Genomic DNA, 20,059 nt, shown 5'->3' on the forward strand with positions numbered 1-20,059 from the left:
CCGGCATGTGACGCAGACCCCCCACGACGACATATGGCGTGCTCACTCAGGCGGATGTCGCTCGCGCGAACGTCCGGCGCGAGCGCGTCAGTACGACTTCACACTACCGGGCAACGCCGCAGTCCTCATGTATCTATCGTTACTTTGCCATTTCGCCGTGTGACCTGCGGAAACTCTTCGAACGAACGGTCGTTCACGTGGTGTCCACGCGTTGGTCGTAATGGGTGAAATACCGTCGGTATGCGAGATGTGTTCCGGCATTGCGACGACAACAACCGCCGAAAGCCGCGCAATCGTGCGGCTTTCGGCGGCAGTTACTGGAGTGGTGCTGACGTGCTCTTATCAGGTAGTGGCGCGCTGGGCGGGGAAACCGTGCTTGCTCGCCGCGACGATTACGCCGAGTACAGGCAAGGTGAGCACCAGCACGGTCCACGGGAACGAGCCGCTGCCGCTCAAATCGAGCAGCACGCCGCCGATCACACCGCCACCGGCCATCGCGACGTTCCACAACGTGACGAGCATCGCCTGCGCCGCGTCCGCGGAGTCGCCGCCGGCGTCGCCCGCCGCGGTCTGCAGCAGCGTCGGCACGCCACCCCAGCCGAGGCCCCAGAGCGCCGCGGCGACGTAGACGAGCAGCGGGTCCTTCGCGATCGTGGCGAGCAGCAGCGCGGCGACGGCCACGAGCAACGCGCTCGCGATCGAGAACAACCGCAGCCTGCGGTGGATCTGCGCGCCGACGAGCCAGATGCTCACGATCGAGGCGATGCCGAAGATCAGCAGCACCAGGCCGGTCTGGTCGCCCATGCCGAGCCCGGCGAGGAACGACGCGATGTAGGCGTAGAGGATCGTGTGCGCCAGCACGAAGACGAGCGTCACGAACAGCACCGGCGTCACGCCGGGAACCTTCAGCGTGGCCAGCATCTTCGGCCGTTCGCCCGCCTTCGAGCCGGGGTAGTCCGGCACCGCCACCACGATCCAGACCAGCAGGATCACGGTCAGCACGGTCATGGACCAGAACGCCGTGCGCCAGCCGGCGACCTGGCCGAGGAACGTCCCGGCGGGCACGCCGAGGCACAGCGCCACGGGAATGCCGGCCATGGCGATCGCGATCGCCCGGCCCTGCAGGTGGGTGGCGACCATGCGCCGCGCGTAGCCCGCGAGCAACGCCCACGCGAGACCGGCGGCGACACCGGCGATGAACCGGGCCACCATCGTGACGCTGTAGACGGACGACACGGCCGTGACCGTGTTCGCGACGGCGAAGCCCGCCATCGAGGCCAGCAGCAGCTTCTTGCGCCGCCAGCCCGCCGTCATCGACGACAGCGGGATCGCGGTCAGCACGGTGCCGAGGGCGTAGATCGTGACGGTCTGCCCGGTCGCGGACTCGCTCACGCCGAGCGAGCCGCTCATGGCCGGCAGCAGCCCGGCGGGCAACGTCTCGGTGAGGCTCGTGATGAAGACGGCGGTGGCGAGGGACAGCAGGGCGAAGAGGGGCAGCCGCTGTCCGTCCGTCCCCGCTGTTGGCACGGACTCCGTGCCGTAAGTGGTTTCTGGTGTTGCACTCATGTGGCGTGCTCCGGTTCTCCTGCGGACGTGATCATCGGTGGTTCAGGCCACCGTCGACGGGGACGTGGGCGCCGGTGGTGCACGTCGCCTCGGTGGCGAGGAACAGCGCGACGCGGGCCACCTCCTCGGCACAGCCCCGGCTGTCGACCGGCGCCACCGCGTTGACGCGGATGCGGCGGTCGGCGAGCGCGGTGACCAGGGCCAGGACGGTCTCGGCGGACGTGGGCGTGGTGAGCACGACCGAGCCGCCGTCGTGCAGGTGCGGCAGCAACGGCGACGTGCCTGCCACCGCGTCGGTGAACAGGAAGTCGATGCTGTGGCCGGTCAGGGCCGTGCCGATCTCCGGCGGCGCGACGACGTGCGCCGCCGAGCCCACCTCGGACCGCGCCTCGGTGCGCCCGTCCTCGGTGTCCGCGGTCAGCACGACCCGCGCGCCACCCTCGGCGAGTCGCTTGGCGATGGCCAGGCTGATGTCGCCCGCCGCCACGACGACCGCTGCCCGTGTGCCCGCGTACTTCGTCATGCGTTCCGCTCCCTCCCACGTGTTGGGCCACCGTGCCGGGAGGGGCTTCGGACTCGCTTACGATCGGCTTACGGTCGATCACGACGTGACATCAGGGGAGTGGTGCATGCGGTTCGGGGTGCTCGGCCCGCTCGCGGTGTGGGACGAGGAGGGGGAGCCGGTCACCGTCCCGGAGCTCAAGGTCCGGGCGTTGCTCGCGGCGCTGGTCGCGCAGGACGGCGACCCGGTGGCCGCGGACAGCCTCATCCACCACCTGTGGGGCGACCACCCGCCCGGCAAGCCCGCCGGAGCGTTGCAGGCGAAGATCTCCCAGCTGCGCCGGATCCTCGGGCGGGACCGGATCGTGCGGCAGCCGCCGGGGTACCTGCTGCGGCTCGACGGCGCCGGGGACCTCGACGCGGCGCGGTTCCGCGACCTGGTGTCCCGCGCACGGTCCACAGTGGACCCGTCGGCGCGGGCGGGGCTGCTCACCGAGGCGCTGGACCTGTGGCGTGGCGCGGCTTTCGCGGACTTCGCGGACGAGGAGTTCGTGCGGTCGGCGGCCCACCGGCTCACCGAGCTGCGGCTCTCGGTCGTCGAGGAACAGGCGCAGGCGTGGCTGGAGGCCGGCGACCACGCGCTCGCGGTGGGAGAGCTCGCGTCGGTCGTGGCGCTGCACCCGTTGCGGGAGAGCCTGCGGGCGGTGCAGCTGCGGGCGCTCTACCTGACCGGGCGGCAGAGCGAGGCGCTTACGTCGTACGAGGACCTGCGTTCCCGGCTGGCCGAGGAGCTGGGCATCGACCCGAGTCCCGAGCTGCGGGCGTTGCACCAGGCGATGTTGCGGCAGGACGCCGAGCTGGGCGCGCCCCGGGAACGGGTCGCCGAGGTCGCCGTACGGCCCGTGCAGTCGAACCTGCCCAACGCCCTGACGCCGCTCGTCGGCCGGGAGAAGGCGTTGGCACGGCTGGCGGAACTGCGCTCGACGGCCCGGCTCGTGACGCTCACCGGCCCTGGCGGCGTCGGCAAGTCCAGCCTCGCGGTGGCGTTCGCGCAGCAGGTGTCGGAACGGCCCGGCGAGTTCCCGGACGGGGTGTGGTTCGTCGAGTTCGCGGGTCTGCGATCGGCCGCCGCCGCGGACCTGGCGCAGGTGATCGCCGCCGTGCTGGGCATCCGGGACGACGCGTCGTCGCCGGGACCGGGCGGGGAGGCCACGTCCGTGCAGCGGCTGGCGACCGCGTTGCGCGACCGGCGGACGTTGCTGGTGCTGGACAACTGCGAGCACGTCATCGACGCGGCCGCCGAGCTCACGGATCTGGTGCTGCGCACGGCCCGCGGGCTCGCCGTGATCGTGACCAGCCAGGAACCCCTGGGCCTCGCAGGGGAAGGCGTCTTCGGCGTCGAACCGCTGCCGCGCGACGACGCGCACCGGCTCTTCCTGGCGCGGGCCGCCGCGTCCGCGCCCGGATTCCCCTCCCGGCCGGAGGACTGCGCTCCGGCCGACCTCGCCGCGGTCGCCGAGATCTGCCACCGGCTGGACGGCATCCCGCTCGCCCTGGAGCTCGCGGCGACGCGCGTGCGGGCGTTGGGGGTGCGGGACCTGGCGGTGCGGCTGAGCGACAGGTTCTCGATCCTGACGCTGGGCCAGCGCGGCGCTCCGGCCCGCCAGCAGACGTTGCGCGCGATGATCGACTGGAGCTGGGAGCTGCTCAGCGCGCCGGAACGCATCGTGCTGCGCCGCCTCGCCGTGCACAGCGACGGCTGCGATCTCGGTGCGGCGGAAGAGGTGTGCGCCGGCGACGGCGTGACGCGGGCGGAGGTGCTCGACCTCGTCACGCGGCTGGTCGACCGGTCGCTCGTGGTCGTGGCGGAGGGCCCGGCCGGGCGCCGGTACCGGTTGCTGGAGTCCGTTTCCGCTTACGCCACCGAACGTCTGCACGAGATGGCGGACTTCACCTCGGCCCGCGACCGCCACCTCCGGCACTACCTCTCCGTGGCGGAGCACGCCGAACCGTTGCTGCGCGGCGCCGAGCAGCGCGTCTGGCTCACCCGCCTCGACGCCGAGGCGGGCAACCTGCGCGCGGCCCTGGACCACGCCGGCGGCTCGGCCGAAGGTGTGCGGCTCGTGACCGCCCTGGCGTGGTGGTGGCTCCTGCGCGGCCGCCTGACCGAGGGCCGCCGCGCACTCGCGTCCGTCCTGCGCGGTGGTGCGGACACACCGGAACTGGCCGCGTTGCACGGCGCGTTCTCGCTGCTCAACGGCGACCACGCGGCGGTCGTGGCGTTCGAGGTGCCCCCTCGCGTGTCGTGGCTCTGCGCCTACGGCCTGTTCAGCGCGGGCGACGTGGCGGCGAGCCACGAGGTCAACACCCGAGCCCTGACCCGGTTCACCGCGGACGGCGACCAGTGGGGCGTCGCCGCCTCCCTGGGCCTGAACGCGATGCTCGCGCTGGTCCGCGGCGACCTGGCCGCCCTGGGCCGCGACGGCCGCCGCAGCGCCGACCTCTTCCGCGACCTCGGCGACCGCTGGGGCGAGACGCAGACCATCCCGCCCCTCGCCACCCTGGCCGAGATCAAGGGCGACTACGCCTACGCCACCCGCCTGCAACACGAAGGCCTCGCCATCGCCCAGGAACTGGGCCTGCAGGCGGAGGTGGCCGCCCGCCTGTCCGGCCTGGGGCGCCTGGCGTTGCTGGACCGCGACTGGGACCGGGCGCGCGACCTGCACCAGCGAGCACACCGCCTCGCCGTCGACCACGGCTACAGCTACGGCCAGATCCACGCGGAGATGGGCCTGGCCCTGGGCGCCCGCCGCTCCGGCGACCTCGACGCCGCCGAGCACCACCTCACCCGCATCCGCGACGAGTACGCCGAGCTGTCGTCACCGGCGGGCGACCACCTGCTGTGCGCGGAGTTCGGCTTCCTCGCCGAGCTGCGCGGCGACCCGGACACCGCCGCGGCGCACCACCTGCGCGGGGTGGAGCTGGCCCGTGAGCTGGCCGAGCCGCGCGCGTTGGCGTTGTCGCTGGAAGGCCTTGCGGGCGCTGCTCGTGACGCTGTCCGCGCCGCGGTGCTGCTCGGGGCCGCCGATGCCGCCCGGCGCAGCGTGGACGCGCCCTTGCCGCCGGCCGAACGCGGCGACGTGGACCGGATCACCGCGGCTGCCCGGTCCGGGCTGGGTGAGGAGGGGTTCGCGCGGGCGTTCGACCGCGGCACGAGGATGAGCGGCGAAGAAGCCGTCCGTCTCGCCTCCGGCCACTAACCCTTTCGCAGGGTTACTTGTCGGCGGCCTGTCGCTCGCGGAAGGCCTGCGCCTTGGCCCGGTTCCCGCACTTCTTCATGTCGCACCACCGGCGGGTGCGGCGTGCGGAGTGGTCGACGTAGAGCCGGGTGCAGGTCTCGTAGCCGCACTCGCGCACGTTCTCGCGGTCCGGCCCGGTCAGCAGTTCGATGGCGGCGCGGGCCACAGTGGACAGTGCCGCGTCGACGTCCCCGGTGCGCACCACGCCGTCCTCGCCCAGCCGCAGCCGGACCGGCGCGACGGCGGCCACGGCGTTCAGCGTCCGCCGGTCCTCGTCGTCAGCACCGTTGTTGGCCAGCCGGTACACCGCGGCCCGCAACGCCCGTGCCTGCTCCAGGTCCTCCGGCCGCACCACGGGTTCGTCGTCGACCACGCCCGCGTCCACGCACCAGCGTGCGAGCCGGGCCGGGCTGTCGAGCAGCTCGATCCGTTCCGTGGTCCACCGACCCAGGGTGCCGACGAGGTCCAACGCCACGTTGCCGCCGACGAACACGAACGTCATGAACCGGATTCTAACCTCCTTGACAGGTTACTTCTTGCCTCCCTAACGTAACCGCCCAGACAGGTTATTAATCGCTTCAGAGGGGGATCACGATGACCTTGCGCATCGGCGTGAACGGCTTCGGCCGCATCGGCCGCGGCTTCCTGCGTGCCGCGCTGTCCCGCACCGACGACGTGGAGATCGTGGCGGTCAACGACCTGACCGACGCCGCCACCCTGGCCCACCTGCTCAAGTACGACTCGACGGCGGGCGTGCTCCGGCACGACGTGCAGGCGGGCCAGGACTCCATCGCGGTGGACGGCCGCAAGATCACCGTGCTGGCCGAACGGGACCCGGCGGCCCTCCCGTGGCGCGATCTGGCGGTGGACCTGGTGATCGAGTCGACCGGTGTCTTCACCGACGCCACCAAGGCCCGTGCCCACGTCGACGCCGGCGCCCGCAAGGTGATCATCTCGGCGCCGGCCAGGAACGAGGACCTCACCCTCGCGTACGGCGTCAACCACGACGCCTACGACCCGGCCGCGCACACCGTCGTCTCGAACGCCTCCTGCACCACGAACTGCCTGGCACCACTGGCAAAGGTGCTCAACGACGTCATCGGCATCGAGCACGGCTTCATGACCACCGTGCACGCCTACACCCAGGACCAGAACCTCCAGGACGCACCGCACAAGGACCTCCGCCGGGCCCGTGCCGCCGCGACCAACCTCATCCCGACCACCACCGGCGCCGCCAAGGCGATCGGCCTGGTCCTCCCGGAACTGGCCGGCAAGCTCGACGGCTACGCGATCCGCGTGCCGGTGCCGGTCGGTTCGCTGACCGACCTCACCGTGCACGCCGGCCGGAACACCACCGTCGAGGAGGTCAACGCGGCGTTCGCGGCCGCCGCCACCTCAGGCCCGCTGGCGGGCGTGCTCGAGTACACCGAGGACGAGCTGGTGTCGTCGGACATCGTGGGGAGCACGGCCTCGTGCGTGTTCGACGCGGGCCTGACCAAGGTCATCGGCGACCGGACCGTGAAGGTGAGCGGCTGGTACGACAACGAGACCGGGTTCGCGCACCGCCTGCTGGACACGGCGCTGCACCTGGCCTAGTGCCCGGAAAGCGTTGCGGCAGGTGAAGGTTCGTCTCGGGCCGCCGCACCGCAAAGGTGCTTCCTGAGCAGTGCCAACCGCCTGAGCGAACGCGGTCGATGCCCCAGGACGGTCGCACTGCTCACCACTCGCCCGGTGTCCGCGGAACACAGAAGAGTCCGGTACGCGGTCAACGAGCCCAGGTGCGGCGACCCCGCGCCGGACACCACCGCGCCGACCAGCACGGCCACGCTGACCAGAACCACGACTGATCGCTTGTCGGCTCTCACCGGTCACCGCGCACGGAGGTCGCGGATCACCATCACGCTCGACCAGACCAGCAGGAGCACCGCGACGACGGTGTACCAGACCGGCCGTTCCCCGAAGACCGCCCACGCGATGAAACTGAGGGAAAGGCCGAGGGAGACCCAGTTCCGCGTCGCCGGGCGCTGCCACCACCGGGGCGCCGCGGGGTGCTGCTGGGCCAGCGTCACGGCGTACTCCTCGACGGGCCCGAACTCCTCCTGCGCCGTGCCGCCGGTCGCCGCCAGGTGCTGGGCGGTCTCCCGAACCAGCTCGTCGGCACGGTCGGGGGCCAGGTCGTGGCGCCCCTCCAACAGGCCGCGCAGCTCGCCGAGCCACTCCTCCGCTCCCTCGGTCGCCTTGGCCACGTCGGTGGCGTTCTCCCGGGCGAAGCTCCACCAGATGAGCAGCGCGCCGGCGACCAGGAGGAACGGCGAGGGCACGGAGGCGATCGCGTCGCGCGGCAACATCACGAACGCCGTCGCGGCCGGCACCACCAGCACGGCCGCGGCGATCCAGGCGGGCACCACGGTCCGGGGCCTGCCGATCAGCCGCGCGATGTTGCCCGCGTACAGAACGCTGAGCAACGCGGCGTACACGAGCAACGACCCGGTGAGGCCCGCAGGCGTGAGCGGCAGGATCAGGCCCTGCTTGATCCACGCGAACACGCCGGCGATGGCCGTGATCATGCCGACGCGGCCGATGACGGCGGACCACGCCTCGAACACCGTGGTGCCGCTCCGATCCCGCAACGCGCGGTCGGCGAGCGGCATCCGTTCGTCCATGACCGTCGCCGCGAAGTGCGCCGGAGTGCCGAACGCCTCCTCCGGCGACTCGCCACTCTCCGCGCAGTGCTCCCGCACCTCGGCCAGCACCTGGTCCGCGAGCGCGGCGTCCACACCCAGCAGGCCGAGCTCCAGGCGTGCCCGGTCACTCCAGTGGTTGAGGGTCATCGTCATGTCGTGTCCTTCCGCGCACTCATGAGGAGCCGGTCCATCGCGGAGGAGAAGTCGTGCCAGAGCAGCATCTCCTCGTCCAGCCGAGCCCGGCCCGCCGCGGTGAGCCGATAGGTCTTGCGACCCGGTCCGCCCTGCCCGGCCACCCACTCGGTCTCCACCAGCCCGGCGGTCTCCATCCGGCCGAGAACCGGATAGAGCGCACCGCCGCGCACCGTTCCCAGGCCCTGCTCCGCGAGCCTCTGCACCAGCGCGTACCCGTGCAGGTCCTCGCTGACCAGCAACGCCGCGACGGCCAGCTCCAACGTTCCGCGCAACCAACTGGTCGACGCGTCCACTCCTGGCACCGGTCTTCCACCATCCAACTAGTAGCAGATCCGAAGTAGTTCGTTTTCAGACTAGAGGGAGACGGGTCGGTTGTCACGTGTGACCGAGCTGGTGCTTCCGCGCGAGGTCGTCTCAGTCCGAGTGAGACGGAGGAACGGGATGAGTACCCGGAAAGCAGAGAAGCAGGTAGAGACGAATCTCTACCTGCTTCTCTGGAGTACGCCGCCAGGGACTCGAACCCCGGACCCGCTGATTAAGAGTCAGCTGCTCTAACCAACTGAGCTAGCGGCGCTTGTTTGTGTGCCGGAGCCTTGCTCGTTCCGACATGAAGAACGTTAGCACGGGGGTTCCACCGAGTTTTCGCGGGGGTCACCCGTCGGACGCCGAGAACCCCGTGTGCAGGAGCCACTGTGCCGCCGCGTAGGTAGGCATGACACCCGCCGACGCCACTCGCGCCGCGCGTCCCTTGAGGACGAACCGGCTCGCGCCGAGCAACGCGTCCGACACGGCAAACAGTGCTGCGCCAACGAAAACGCGCTTCGAACCCGTGCCTCGCGCGGTGGAGGCGGCGGCGACCATCGTGCCCAGCGTCAACGCGTAGAGGCCCACCGGTTTGCCGAGCGGGCCTGCCGCGCGGGCGAAGACCACGGCTCCCGCAGACGCAACGGCGACGATCGGGAGGACGGCCTTGCGGGAACCGGGTGTGGACTGGCGGGCCAGGGCTGCCGTGTAGCCGAGGTGGGCGGCCAGGAAGCTGAAGAGTCCTGCTCGGAACGCCTTGTCGGAGTCTCCCAGCAGGGCTATGTCGCCTGCCCAGGAACCGGCGAGGCCCACTGCCATGCCGGGGTCGCGGGGTGGGGTGGCCACGGCCAGGGCCGGCATCAGTGCGGTCTTCGTCACAGGGCGCGCCGGGCCCCATCGGCGCACGGTCGCCGCGACCGAGTCCACGATCGCGGCAACCGCGTACAGCTCGTTCTTCATGGAGCACCTCTCGCCGTTGAGGTGCTCAGACTAGAAGCGCTAGCTCAAGGTCACCGCCGTGTCGTCGATCACGAACGACGTCTGGAGCGACGCGTCCTCGACGCCGGTGAACTTCAGCGCGACGGTCTGGCCGGCGAACGACGAGAGGTCGAACGTCTTCAACGCATAGCCCGACGCCGCGTTGGTGTTGGAAAGCGTTGCCAGCGTGGTGGTTCCGGCCGTCACGGTCAGTTTGTCGTAGACGGTGCTGCCGGTCTCGCGGGTGTCGATGTGGACGTAGAACGTCAGGGATGCCTTGCAGCCGGAGGGGATCGTCACCGACTGGGAGAGCGAGTCGGTGTGCGACGAGCCGTAGCCGTTCAGCCACGACGACCAGGTGCCGGTGCGGGCGGGCTGGCCGTCGGCGCTGTGCTGGCCGATGACGCCCGAGCTGGCGGTCCAGGAGGCGGTGCCGGATTCGAAGCCGGGGTTCAGCAGCTTCTGCCCGGAACAGTTGCCGCCCGTGCTGCCGACGGTCCAGGAGAACGACGCCGAGCCCGTCTTGCCCGCGCTGTCGGTCGCCGTCACGGTGACGTTCGAGGTGGCGGCGGTGGTCGGGGTGCCGGAAATGGTGCTGCCGTTGACCGAGAGGCCGGCGGGCAGGCCCGTCGCGGACCACGTGTACGGGGCCGTGCCGCCGCTGGCCGACAGCGGGAGGCTGACCGCCGTGCCGACCTGCGAGGACTGGTTGCCGGGGTTGCTGACGGTCACGCCGCCGGTGGCGCTGCACGTCGGGTCAGCGGACTGCGCGGGCACGCTGATGGCGTCCCAGGCGGCCTTGACCGTGTCGAACTCCGCGCAGCTGCCGGGGTAGAGGTTCTTGGCCGCGGTGAGGGTCCAGGTGCGGTACTTCAGGTAGGAGCTGCTGGAGGTCTTGAGCAGCATGGCGTTGTAGAAGATCTTGATGGCCTTCTCGACGCCCAGGCCCGTGATGGACGTGTTGTTGCACGTCGTGCTGGTCGGCTGGCCGTTCGACGGGTTGGTGCCCTGCGAGAGCAGGTAGAACCAGTGGTTGCCGGGGCCCGCGGCCGCGTGGACCTCGGTGTTCGGGATGGAGCTCGAGTAGCAGTTCGCGTGGTTCAGCGCGGACGGGTTGTACATGTTGCGGATCGGGCCGCGGCCCACGAGGTTGATCGTCTCGCCGACCAGGAAGTCCGGCGTGTCGTAGGGGGACGGCTCGTTCGCGAACCACTCGGTGGTGGCGCCGAAGACGTCCGCGACGAACTCCTGCGTGCCCGCGCCGGAGATGCCGCCGGGCGTGTGGTCGTCGATGCCGTGGCCGAGCTCGTGGGCGACGACGTCGATCGAGCCGATCCACTGGCCGGCCGAGTTCTTGCCGATCTGGACCTGGCTGCCGTCGTAGTAGGCGTTCTGGTCGTTCAGGCCGACGCGCATCGGCCAGCCGCCGCCGTTGCCGTCGAAACCGTTGCGGCCCAGCCACTGCGACAGCATCTTCGACTCGGTCTGGGCGGCGAACAGCACGTCGACGCAGCCGGTCTCGCGGTTGGTCTGGGTGCCGTTGCCCCACGTGTCGGTGGTCTTGGTGAACGTGGTGTTGTTCGCCGCGTCCTGGCAGCTCACGTTGGTGAGCGTCGGGTCCTTGAGCGAGTAGTTCGAGCCGGTGTGCGTGGTGGCGATGGTGACGGGGTTGGGGCCGTTCCAGCCGCTGGTGCCGGTGCCGTGCATGACGCGTTCTTGCTTGCGCAGCACCTTGCCGGTGGCGGCGTCCACGACGACGTCGAGCTTGCTCGGGCCCTCGGCGTCGCGACCGGTCACGGTGACCTTCCACGCCAGTGCGGGCGCGGCGTCGAGCGCGTAGACGACCTGCTCGGCCGAGCCGACACCGTCCACAGTGGACATCGTGGTGCGGGCGGTGGCCTCGGCCTGCGCCTGGGTGACGGAGGCCTTGGTCGCGGGCAGGGTGATGGTGGAGTTCTGGCTGACGGAGGTCTGCAGGACCTGGCCCGTCGAGTTGGTCACGACGACGAAGTCGCCGCCCACCACCGGAAGGCCCTTGTAGGTCCGGTCGTACGGCACGTACTTCAGGCCGTTGGTGGACGAGATGACGCCGTGCCGCACGAACGCGTCGTCCGCACCGGCGTGCAGCTCGGCCGGGCGGCTCGCGACGAGGCTCGCGGCCGCGTCGACGGCCAGTGCCTCGGCGGACGGAGCAGGCTGGGCGGGCGCTGCCGGGGCGCCGAGCGGACTGATCACGGCAGCGACGAGTGACCCCGCCGCGGCCAGCACGAGAGAACGTCTCGCTTGCATTTTTCTCCTCGTTGCAGGGCGAACAGACCGGCCCTCGGTTGCAGGGGGAGCCGGGTGTCCGTCGAGGTGAATCTTCAGTCAGGGCAACGAAAGGATGAGACGCGGCGAGATCGTTAACAAGTACTAACTTATTCACACAAATCATTCGTGCGCATTTGTAGGACTTGCGTCCGTGCATTCCTTTGTCAGGCTTGATGTTCGGTTTGTCCCGAGAAGTTCCCGTTGAGCCGGGCGCGGTAGCCGGCGCGTTCGGCGGAGTCCGGCAGCAGGGCGCGGTCGTCGCGCACGAGCCGGCGCACGGCGTTGAGGACGGGTTCCGGCGTGAGGGCGGAGAGCGTGGCCAGCGCGCCGACGTAGCGCGGAACCGCGATCTCGGCCCGGCGGCTCGCCACCGAACCGATCACGGCACGCGCGATGTCCTCCGTCGCCACCTTGGGGATCGGCTTCATGTCGAGCCCCGACGCGAGCGCGGTGTCCACGGCGGACGGCAGCACCGCGCTCACGCTGACGCCGTGCCGGGCGTACTCGCGGCGGGTGGCGGCGGTCAGCCCCACGACGGCGAACTTGCTGGCGTTGTACATCGCGAGGCCTGGCACGGGGAACTTGCCCGCCAGCGAGGCGATGTTGACGACGTGACCGCGGCCGCGCGCGAGCATTCCCGGCAGCGCCAGCCGCATGCCGTGCACGACACCGAACAGGTTGATCTCGATGGTGGCCCGGCCGGCGCGCTCGTCGAGGTCGAGGAACCCGCCGTTCGGCATGATGCCCGCGTTGTTGACGAGCACGTCGACCTCGCCGGCCGCAGCCAGGAAGGCTTGGAACGACACCGGATCCGTGACGTCGAGCGGGTGCGCGGCACCGCCGATGGCCGTGGCGGCCGCCCGTGCCCGCTCCAGGTCGAGGTCACCGATCACGACCTGGGCGCCCCTGGCCGCGAACGCCGCGGCGACGGCACGGCCGATGCCCTGGGCGCCACCGGTGACGGCCACGGTCGCGTCGCGGAGGTCGATCGCCGGATAGCGGGTCATGCCAGGACTCCTCGGGATGCGCTGATCGTGGCGGGCAGTCTGCGGTGGTCCATGAAGCGATCGCGTCCCCGAGCGGGACCTGCGGCGAGCCGGGCGAACCGAACGCGACGCGCTCACCGGTGCGGGCGTCCGCGGCCACGATCCAGGTGGCGGGGTGCGCCACCCAGCCGTCCCGACCCGCGAGCCGGCCACCGAACTCGCGCAGCCACGTGGCGTCGCCACCGCCCTCCGGCAGCAGTCCGGCCAGCCGTGTCAACGGATCGGGGCCGCGCTGGCCGAGCAGCCCGAGCTCGGGCCAGCGCAGGCGGGGCAGCGGAGGCCGGATGCCGGGACCGGGGGAGCCCAGTGCCCCCCACGACGTCGGTGACCGAGCGCCCGGACCCCAGCAACGCCACCATCTCCGCGGCCGCTGAGGTGCCCAAGAGCACCGCGGCCGATCGCGAGCCCGCGCCGGGTCATGTGGGCGTCGTCGCGCGGACGGGCGAGAAGTCGTAGTCCGACAACGGGAAGCTCGACGCGGCCCGGTGCGCGCTGATCGTCGAGGTCGGCCGCAGCAACGTCGCCTCGCCGTGCTGGTTGAAGTAGTAGCTGTGGGCCGTGGCGCACTGGCCCAGCGAGAACACGGAGTTCTGCGTGACCTTCGCGCGCATCCGGTCGAGGAACTCGCCGTTGGCCCGCTGGGTGACCTCGAAGACCGACGAGCCACGTGAGCGCATCCCCGTGAACAGGCGCCGCATGTGCGCCATCTGGCACTCGATCGTCGTGAAGTACGACAGACCGCTGTAGGAGTACGGGCTGTTGAGCGACAGGTAGTTCGGGAACCCGGGCACGGTCACGCCCTCGTAGGCCTGGAACCGGTTCTGCCGCCACCACGCGCCGAGGTCCTTGCCGTCCCGTCCGATCACCTCGAACGCCGGGAAGTTGGTGTCCCACAGGTTGAATCCGGTGGCGAGCACCAGCACGTCGACGTCGGTGCGACCGTCCGCCGTCACCAGCCCGCCGGCGTCGATCCGTTCCACAGTGGACGTTTCCAGCCGGACGTGCGGCCGGGTGAACGTGCGGAAGTAGTCGTTGGAGAACGTCGGCCGCTTGCAGCCGAACGAGTAGTCGGGTGTGAGCTTGCGCCGCAGCAGAGGATCGCGGACCTGGCGGTGCAGATGCGCCCGGCACCACCGTTCCGCGAGCCGGTTCATCACCCGCAGCTGCTTGTACCGCACCACTCCAGAGATCATCATCAGCTCCAGCACCGAGCTGCCGAGCCACCGCACGGCCCGTTGCGCGAACGGCAGCCGCGCGAACAACCTCCGCACGCGAGGCGGAATCGGGTAGTCCGGCTTCGGGCTCACCCAGATCGGGGTGCGCTGGAAGACCGTCAACGCCGACGCCTGCCGCGCCAGTTCGGGTATCAGTTGCACAGCGGTCGCGCCGGTGCCGATGATCGCGACCCGCTTGCCGGTCAGGTCGACGGGCTCCCAGGCCGCCGTGTGCACGACCTTGCCCGCGAAGGACGAAATTCCGGGGATGTCCGGTGTCTTCGGCATCGACAGGAACCCCGTCGCCGTCACCAGGTACCGCGCGGTGAACACGGACGAGCCCGCCACGACCTCCCAGTGGTCGCCCCGCCAGCGCGCGCCGGTCACCGTCACGCCGAACCGCATCAACGGCCGCAGCCCGTACTTCACCGCCACGTGCTCGGCGTACCGCTTGAGCTCCGCGCCCGGCGCGAACAGCCGCGACCAGTGCGGGTTCGGTTCGAACGAGTACGAGTAGGTCGAGGACGGGATGTCCACGGCGAGCCCGGGGTAGCGGTTCACATGCCAGGTGCCGCCGAGGTCGTCCTCCCGCTCCAGGATCAGCAGGTCGCGCAACCCGAGCCGCTGGAGCTCGATCGCCGCGCCCATGCCGCCGAACCCCGCCCCGACGATCACCGCGTCGTACCGCATCCCGACCTCCCGACTGAAACGGAATCGCGTGTCAGTTTCGGAACGGTATGTCAGTTCGAGTGGTGATCGCAAGACTCCGCAGGTCATAGACTTGGGCGCATGACGTCCAGTGCCGAGCCCGTCAGCCGCGCCGAGCGCAAGAAGCAGGAGCTGCGCCGCGAGATCATCGACGCGGCCTTCGACTGCTTCGCCGACCGCGGCTACCACGCCACGGGCATCGCCGACGTGGCCGCGCGGCTCGGCATCGGGCACGGCACCTTCTACCGCTACTTCCAGAACAAGCGGGACATCGTCGACCACGTGGTGGACGACCTGGTCGGGCGCGTCACCGGGGCCCTCACGGCCGAGAACGCACCGGACGCCGTGTCGACGCTCGCCGAGTACCGCGAGCAGTCCGCGCGCATCGGCGAGTCGCTGGGCCGGATCTTCGGCGAGGACCCGAGGGTGCCGCGCCTGCTGCTGTTCGAGGCGCCCGGCATCGACCGCGCGATGGCCGAACGCATCCTCGACCTGTTCGACCTGGCCGCCTCGCTCACGGCCGCCTACCTCACGCACGGCGTGGAGCTCGGCTACCTGCGCGCGGACCTCGACGTCGACAACACCGCGCGGGCCATCAACGGCATGATCCTCGGCACCGCGATCTCGTCGCTGCGCACGCCGGAAGCCCAGGCGGCGCAGAGCGAAGCGCTGCGCCGGGTCATGTACGACGGCATCGCCGCCCGCCAGAATCCTTGACACGAAAAGAGGTCCCGCCCACCGGTGCATCCGGTGGACGGGACCTCGTCACGTGATCTTCTTACCTCGCAAGGGTGTTGCGAGCCCTGATCAGCCGATCAGGCGGGTGTTCTGCCAGCCCCAGCCGCGTGCGGTGGGGACGTAACCCTGGTTGTCGTCCCACGCGAACTCGAGCAGGGTGCCGTCGGTCGCGATGACCGTGAAGTGGTCGATGTCGCCACCGGCGATCAGCCGGATCCAGCGCTTGTCCGGGTTCTCGAGCTCCCGGTGCTCCTGCAGGCCGCCCGGCGCGTTGACCCAGAAGGACATCGAGTTGATCGCGTCGCCCTTGATCTCGATGAAGAGGTACGGGTCGAGACCCGTGATGCTCCGCGTGGCCTGCCAACCCCAGCCGCGGACGACCTTGGAGAGGTTGTTGGAGCCGTCGAACGTCCAGTAGGCGAGCTCGCCCTGGTTGTTGATCTCCATGAACTCGTTGCCGGCGACGCCGGTCACGAGGCGGGCGTTGTTCCAGCCCCAGCCGACGACGGCCTCGGTGTACCAGGTGCCGTTCCACGACCACTTGGACAGCCGGCCGTCGGTCTTGACCTCGAGGAACGTGTTGTTGTCGAGGGTCGTGATGGCGCGGGTGCCCTGCCAGCCCCAGCCGCGGACGCTCTTGGCGTAGCTCTCGCCGGCCCGCTGCCAGTGCACGAGCTCACCGGCGCCGTTGATCTCCAGGAACGACTGGCCGTCGGTCGTGAGCGGCTTCGGGCCCCGCTCGCGCTCGACACCCTTGATGGACGGAACTTCCCCCTGCGCGGAGCTCGGCGCCGCGCTGATGACGGTGACCATGGCCGCAAGGCCGACCACGGCCGCGATTGCACGCTTAATACGCATGTTTCGACTTCCCCCATAGAAATCTGTCGTGTCCGACGTGGCCATCTAAGCGGCAGAACGTGCAGGTCACAACCAATTTGTGCGCTATGTGAAACGCCTGCGACACAGCGGACGATGGAGGAGGTAGCCCGGACTGCGCGCTCGTCCGGAAATCGCTTACCGCAGCCACGTCCTGGCGGCGACGACCAGCGCGTCGACCCCGGTGGTGAGCGTCGGCTCGAGGTCCGGCGCGTACTCGGGGGCGTGGTTCATCGCGACGGGCTGACCCGGTTCGCGCCGGCCGAAGTCCGTGCCGCCGAGGAACCAGAACACCGTGGGGACGCCCGCCGACGCACCGAACACGCCGACGTCCTCGCTCGCGTTCACCACCGCGCCGGGGATCAGGTTGTTCTTGCCGAAGTGCTCGGCGAACGCGGCCATCGTCCTCGTGGTCGCGTCCGGATCGGACACGAGCACCGGAGTGCCGTCGTACCAGTCGAACTCGGGCTCGCGCGGTGCGCCGGACGCGGCGGCCTCCGCCCGCACGATCCGTTCGACGGCGGCCTTCACGATGCCGCGGACGTGCTCGTTGAACGACCGGACGTTCACGCCGATCTCGGCGGTGTCCGGGATGACGTTCTCCTTGGTGCCCGCCTGCAGCCGCCCGACCGTGACGACGGCCCGTTCGGACGGCGCGATCTCCCGGGACACGATGCCCTGCAGGCGCACCACGCAGTGCGCCGCCATCAGCACCGGGTCGACCGTCGTCTCGGGCGCCGAACCGTGGCCGCCGCGCCCGGACAGCGTCACCCGCACCGAGTCGGAGGCCGCCATCACCGGCCCGGTGCCGTACGCGAGCATTCCGGCGGGCAACGGGCTGACGTGTTGTGCCAGCACGACTTCCGGCGTGCCGAACCGCTCGAACACCCCGTCGGCGACCATGGCCCGCGCGCCGCGGCCGAGTTCCTCGGCGGGCTGGAACACCACGAGCAGCGTTCCGGACCACTCGTCCCGCGAGGAGGCCAGTCGTTCGGCCGCTCCGATCAGGCACGTGGCGTGCATGTCGTGCCCGCACGCGTGGGCGACCGGCACGTCCTCGCCGTCCGCGTTGGTCGCGCGCACCGTTGAGGCGTAAGGAAGTCCGGTCGCCTCCAGCACGGGCAGCGCGTCGATGTCCGCCCGCAGCAGGACGGTCGGGCCGTCGCCGTTGCGCAGCACGCCGACCACGCCTGTGCCGCCGACCCCGGTCGTGACCTCGTACCCCAACGGGCGCAACGCGTCCGCGAGCACTCCGGCCGTGCGGAACTCCTGCAACGACAGTTCGGGGTGCGCGTGCAGGTCGCGGTACAGCGCGTGCAGGTCGGGCACGGGTTCTCCTCAGGCTTTCTGCGACTCGTCGGCGAGCAACGCCAGCGTGCGCAGCAGTGTCTCTCGATCGGCCGGGTCCAGCCGCGCGAGCAGGCGGTCCTCACCGCGCTGGATCTCGGCCTGGACCTCGCCGTGCCGGCGACGGCCCTCGGCGGTGATGCTCACGAGCCGGGCCCGCCGGTCCGCCGGGTCGCGCGTGCGTTCCAGCAGGCCCTCGGTCTCCAGTTCGTCCAGCACGCCGATGATCCGGCTCTTGTCGGCGCCGATGACCTCCGCGAGCGCGACCTGGGTGCGCACCGGCTGACCTTCGAGCGCGTCCAGCACGACGTAGCCCCACATGCTCAGGCCGTGCGCGCGCAGCACCGGCTGCTCGGCGGCGACCAGCGCGCGTTGCAGCGGCGCGATCATCGCCGCGAGGTCACGTCGCCGGCCGTCCACGGTGCGCATGATAGCGACCTTGCACTGATCGTGTGCATCTGCTTATCGTAAGCGCATGCATATCAATGACCTGCTCGCGGTTCACCGCACGGCCGTGCTCACCAGCGTCGAGATCGTCTCGAAGGTGTCCGACGGCGACCTGGGCAACCGCACGCCGTGTGCGGAGTGGGCACTCGCCGAGCTGCTCGACCACATGACCGCGCAGCACCGCGGGTTCGCCGCCGCGGCTCGGGGCAACGGGAGCGACCCCACGGCGTGGGAGGTGCGCGAGGGCGACGACTACGCCGAAGCCGCCCGCGATCTGCTCGCGGCGTTCGCGGAACCCGATGTGCCGCAACGGGAGTTCGACCTGCCGGAGTTCGGCGCGCGGTTCCCGGCGGTCCAGGCCGTCGGCTTCCACTTCATCGACTACGTCGTGCACGGCTGGGACGTCGCCCGCTCGATCGGCGTCGGCTACGACCTCGCGCCCGAACTCGCCGAGCCCGCGCTGCAGATCGCGCTGAGGGTGCCCGCCGAGGGGCGACAGGTGCCCGGCGCGCCGTTCGGTCCCGCTCTGACCTCGAGCGATGTCGATCCGCTGCGCCGGATCCTGACCGTGCTCGGACGGTCGCCGGAGTGGTCCTGATCAAGCGTGAGGACCGGCCTCCCCGGCCACGACGAGCCGGAACCCCGCGTCCCACTCGTCGAGGCCGAGCAGGCCGGCGTGGTCGGCGTGCCATCGGCCGCTGCGCAGGTCCTCGCGCAGCCGGCCGATGCCGCGGTCGACGGCCGCCGGATCGGTCTGCGCCAACGCGGAACAGGCCGCGCGCACCCGCGGGTCGAGGTACGCCTCGGGGCGTCGCCAGTAGGCTGGGAAGACGCCGTCGGTGAAGTCCCACGGCAACGGCAGCGGCGTCACCGTGTGTGCACCGAGTTCTTCGGCGATGTCCTCTGCGGACGGCCTGGTCAGCTCCAAAGCCGCGATCTCGGGCACGTACTCGCGGACGAACCAGAAGTCCGTGTGCCGCCGCGTGTCGTACGCGAGGACGACCTGGAGCGGTGCGATGCGGCGCAGTTCGGCGAGACCGCCGCGCCAGTCCGTCCAGTGGTGGACGGTCAGCACACCCAGTGCCGCGTCGACCGCGTTGTCCTTGAGAGGCAACGCTTCCGCGACCGCGCGCACGGCCGGACACGCGCCTTCCGGCCGTTGCCTGATCATCTCGCTCGACGGTTCGAGAGCCACCACCGTGCGGCCGCGCGGTTCGTACGACCCGGTGCCCGCGCCGACGTCGGCGATCGTCCGCGCGGTGCCGAGTGCGGTGAGGATCGCGGCCATCCACCGCGGGTCGGTGCGGCGTCCCAGCGAGTAACCGGTGCCGATCTCGTCGTACAAAGCCGGTCGTTCCATCTGTGCCCCCAGGTGATCCTTGGCAGGATGCGTCCATGCGCATCAAATTCCAGGTTGTCACGTTCGACGCCGCAGATCTCGGTGCGGAGAGCCACTTCTGGGCCGGCGTGCTCGGTGGCACCGTCGACGAGGACGGCGACTGGCACATGGTGATGGTCGGCGGCGAACCCAGGATCGGCGTGCAGCTCGCGCCCGACCACACCCCGCCGACGTGGCCGGACGGGCCGGTCAAGCAGCAGATCCACTTCGACCTGTGGGTGGAGGACTTCGCCGAGGCGCACGAGCAGGTCATGGCTCTCGGCGCGACGGTGCTCAAGCCGAAGCGCGGCAACGCCTCCGGCGACGACTTCCAGGTCTACGCCGATCCCGCCGGGCACCCGTTCTGCCTGTGCTGGCTCGTCGCGGAACAGAGCTGAGGAAACGGCCGAGGGCCGGCGGGGCGGGGGGCGCCCGGGCACGGCCGCGGCGGGGGGGGTTAGGGGGGTGC

The 20,059-nt window shown here is 70.7% G+C and carries 19 protein-coding genes and 1 tRNA gene; 6 read left to right on the plus strand and 14 right to left on the minus strand.

The genetic code is table 11. The annotated features are described in order from the left end of the window. Window positions 1-342 precede the first annotated feature (342 nt). Both ACFWNN_RS44655 and ACFWNN_RS44660 read right to left on the minus strand, forming a co-directional pair. Window positions 343-1,566 carry an MFS transporter gene (locus tag ACFWNN_RS44655; RefSeq protein ID WP_382446040.1) on the minus strand — a complete coding sequence of 408 codons (1,224 nt, stop codon included), beginning with the start codon at window positions 1,564-1,566 and terminating at the stop codon, window positions 343-345. A 31-nt stretch (window positions 1,567-1,597) separates the two neighbouring features. Beyond that, window positions 1,598-2,089, minus strand: a complete 492-nt coding sequence (locus ACFWNN_RS44660) for a hypothetical protein (RefSeq protein ID WP_382446041.1) — start codon at window positions 2,087-2,089, stop codon at window positions 1,598-1,600. 106 nt (window positions 2,090-2,195) lie between these two features. Between ACFWNN_RS44660 and ACFWNN_RS44665 the strand changes: the two genes are divergently transcribed. Continuing rightward, window positions 2,196-5,327 carry a BTAD domain-containing putative transcriptional regulator gene (locus tag ACFWNN_RS44665; RefSeq protein ID WP_382446042.1) on the plus strand — a complete coding sequence of 1,044 codons (3,132 nt, stop codon included), beginning with the start codon at window positions 2,196-2,198 and terminating at the stop codon, window positions 5,325-5,327. A 13-nt stretch (window positions 5,328-5,340) separates the two neighbouring features. Here the strand turns inward: ACFWNN_RS44665 and ACFWNN_RS44670 are convergent, their stop codons facing one another. Further along, a complete protein-coding gene (locus ACFWNN_RS44670; protein WP_382446043.1) occupies window positions 5,341-5,868 on the minus strand; it encodes a CGNR zinc finger domain-containing protein in 528 nt (175 codons plus the stop codon). Between the two features lie 92 nt (window positions 5,869-5,960). Here ACFWNN_RS44670 and gap point away from each other — a divergent pair, with 92 nt between their 5' ends. Next, on the plus strand, window positions 5,961-6,962 hold the full coding sequence (gene gap / locus ACFWNN_RS44675; protein WP_382446044.1) for a type I glyceraldehyde-3-phosphate dehydrogenase: 1,002 nt from the start codon (window positions 5,961-5,963) through the stop codon (window positions 6,960-6,962). Between the two features lie 272 nt (window positions 6,963-7,234). Here the strand turns inward: gap and ACFWNN_RS44680 are convergent, their stop codons facing one another. The 6 genes from ACFWNN_RS44680 to ACFWNN_RS44705 form a co-directional block, all read right to left on the minus strand. Continuing rightward, the gene (locus ACFWNN_RS44680) at window positions 7,235-8,203 is read right to left on the minus strand and encodes a hypothetical protein (protein WP_382446045.1); all 969 of its coding nucleotides are present in this window, start codon (window positions 8,201-8,203) and stop codon (window positions 7,235-7,237) included. Beyond that, complete coding sequence (locus ACFWNN_RS44685; protein ID WP_382446046.1) at window positions 8,200-8,547, minus strand: PadR family transcriptional regulator; 348 nt, start codon at window positions 8,545-8,547, stop codon at window positions 8,200-8,202. The genes ACFWNN_RS44680 and ACFWNN_RS44685 overlap by 4 nt, the downstream gene beginning before the upstream one ends. A 198-nt stretch (window positions 8,548-8,745) precedes the next feature. Continuing rightward, window positions 8,746-8,819 (minus strand) — tRNA-Lys (locus ACFWNN_RS44690). Window positions 8,820-8,896: 77 nt separating this feature from the next. Further along, window positions 8,897-9,508 (minus strand): lysoplasmalogenase, encoded by a 612-nt coding sequence (locus ACFWNN_RS44695; protein WP_382446047.1) that lies wholly within the window; start codon window positions 9,506-9,508, stop codon window positions 8,897-8,899. Between the two features lie 39 nt (window positions 9,509-9,547). After that, window positions 9,548-11,815, minus strand: coding sequence for a M4 family metallopeptidase (locus ACFWNN_RS44700; protein WP_382446048.1), 2,268 nt, complete (start codon window positions 11,813-11,815; stop codon window positions 9,548-9,550). Window positions 11,816-12,000: 185 nt separating this feature from the next. After that, a complete protein-coding gene (locus ACFWNN_RS44705) occupies window positions 12,001-12,843 on the minus strand; it encodes an SDR family oxidoreductase (protein ID WP_382446049.1) in 843 nt (280 codons plus the stop codon). A 345-nt stretch (window positions 12,844-13,188) separates the two neighbouring features. Between ACFWNN_RS44705 and ACFWNN_RS44710 the strand changes: the two genes are divergently transcribed. Further along, complete coding sequence (locus tag ACFWNN_RS44710; protein WP_382446050.1) at window positions 13,189-13,338, plus strand: hypothetical protein; 150 nt, start codon at window positions 13,189-13,191, stop codon at window positions 13,336-13,338. Here the strand turns inward: ACFWNN_RS44710 and ACFWNN_RS44715 are convergent. Further along, a complete protein-coding gene (locus ACFWNN_RS44715) occupies window positions 13,299-14,786 on the minus strand; it encodes a flavin-containing monooxygenase (RefSeq protein WP_382446051.1) in 1,488 nt (495 codons plus the stop codon). The two genes, ACFWNN_RS44710 and ACFWNN_RS44715, sit on opposite strands and share 40 nt — an antisense overlap. Before the next feature lie 99 nt (window positions 14,787-14,885). Between ACFWNN_RS44715 and ACFWNN_RS44720 the strand changes: the two genes are divergently transcribed. After that, window positions 14,886-15,521 carry a TetR/AcrR family transcriptional regulator gene (locus tag ACFWNN_RS44720; RefSeq protein ID WP_382446052.1) on the plus strand — a complete coding sequence of 212 codons (636 nt, stop codon included), beginning with the start codon at window positions 14,886-14,888 and terminating at the stop codon, window positions 15,519-15,521. 90 nt (window positions 15,522-15,611) lie between these two features. Here ACFWNN_RS44720 and ACFWNN_RS44725 read toward each other — a convergent pair whose 3' ends face one another. The 3 genes from ACFWNN_RS44725 to ACFWNN_RS44735 form a co-directional block, all read right to left on the minus strand. Next, a complete protein-coding gene (locus ACFWNN_RS44725) occupies window positions 15,612-16,400 on the minus strand; it encodes a hypothetical protein (protein ID WP_382446053.1) in 789 nt (262 codons plus the stop codon). A gap of 156 nt (window positions 16,401-16,556) precedes the next feature. Beyond that, window positions 16,557-17,747 carry an amidohydrolase gene (locus ACFWNN_RS44730; protein ID WP_382446054.1) on the minus strand — a complete coding sequence of 397 codons (1,191 nt, stop codon included), beginning with the start codon at window positions 17,745-17,747 and terminating at the stop codon, window positions 16,557-16,559. 9 nt (window positions 17,748-17,756) lie between these two features. Beyond that, entirely contained in the window at window positions 17,757-18,194 is a 438-nt protein-coding gene (locus ACFWNN_RS44735; protein ID WP_382446055.1) for a MarR family winged helix-turn-helix transcriptional regulator, read from the minus strand. A 46-nt stretch (window positions 18,195-18,240) separates the two neighbouring features. Here ACFWNN_RS44735 and ACFWNN_RS44740 point away from each other — a divergent pair, with 46 nt between their 5' ends. Beyond that, on the plus strand, window positions 18,241-18,810 hold the full coding sequence (locus ACFWNN_RS44740) for a TIGR03086 family metal-binding protein (RefSeq protein WP_382446056.1): 570 nt from the start codon (window positions 18,241-18,243) through the stop codon (window positions 18,808-18,810). Here ACFWNN_RS44740 and ACFWNN_RS44745 read toward each other — a convergent pair whose 3' ends face one another. Continuing rightward, a complete protein-coding gene (locus ACFWNN_RS44745) occupies window positions 18,811-19,500 on the minus strand; it encodes a class I SAM-dependent methyltransferase (protein ID WP_382446058.1) in 690 nt (229 codons plus the stop codon). Window positions 19,501-19,607: 107 nt separating this feature from the next. Here ACFWNN_RS44745 and ACFWNN_RS44750 point away from each other — a divergent pair, with 107 nt between their 5' ends. Then, entirely contained in the window at window positions 19,608-19,988 is a 381-nt protein-coding gene (locus ACFWNN_RS44750) for a VOC family protein (protein WP_382446057.1), read from the plus strand. Window positions 19,989-20,059 lie beyond the last annotated feature (71 nt).

Source organism: Lentzea sp. NPDC058450, assembly GCF_042721395.1.
GTDB lineage: Bacteria > Actinomycetota > Actinomycetes > Mycobacteriales > Pseudonocardiaceae > Lentzea.